This is a genomic window from Paenibacillus sp. 1-18, assembly GCF_000520755.1.
Lineage (GTDB): Bacteria > Bacillota > Bacilli > Paenibacillales > Paenibacillaceae > Paenibacillus > Paenibacillus brasilensis.
Genome location: NZ_ASSB01000003.1, coordinates 1 through 529 on the forward strand (window position 1 = coordinate 1; position 529 = coordinate 529).

1 protein-coding gene is annotated in these 529 nt (G+C 56.9%); it reads right to left on the reverse strand.

Translation table 11 applies throughout. From position 1 onward, the window contains the following. On the reverse strand, positions 1-529 hold a 529-nt coding region (locus tag L693_RS27490), incomplete at both ends, for an AMP-binding protein (protein WP_155983738.1).

The following is a 529-nucleotide window of genomic DNA, read 5'->3' on the forward strand; positions in this document are numbered from 1 at the left end:
GTCGCCTGTGCGATACAATCGTTCACCCGGCACATACGGATTGGCCACGAATTTCTCGGCCGTCAGGTCGGCACGGTTCAGGTAGCCACGCGCTACCCCGGCTCCGCCAATGCACAGCTCGCCCAGTACGCCGATCGGCACTGGATTCAGCTGGCTATCCACGATGTAGAAGCGTGCGTTCAGCCACGCCTGACCAATCGGCACATTGCCGCTGCTTGGCAGCTTCGACAGCTCTTCATCGTAGAAGCTGGAGTCAATCGCCGCTTCCGTTACCCCGTAGCTGTTAATAATGCGGATATCTGCGCCAAACCGTTCTTGCAGCACCCGGTAATCCGTCACGCTGCAGCTGTCCGAGCTGGTGATCAGCAGCTTCAGACTGCTCATGTCCAGTCCGTATTCATGCACATGCTGCATGAACGGTACGATCAAGGCCGGTGTCGATTCGAACACCGTAATCTGGTAATCACGAATCCAGCCATACAGACGGCTTGGGTCAATCCGGTCGTCTTTCGGACAGATGACCATCGTG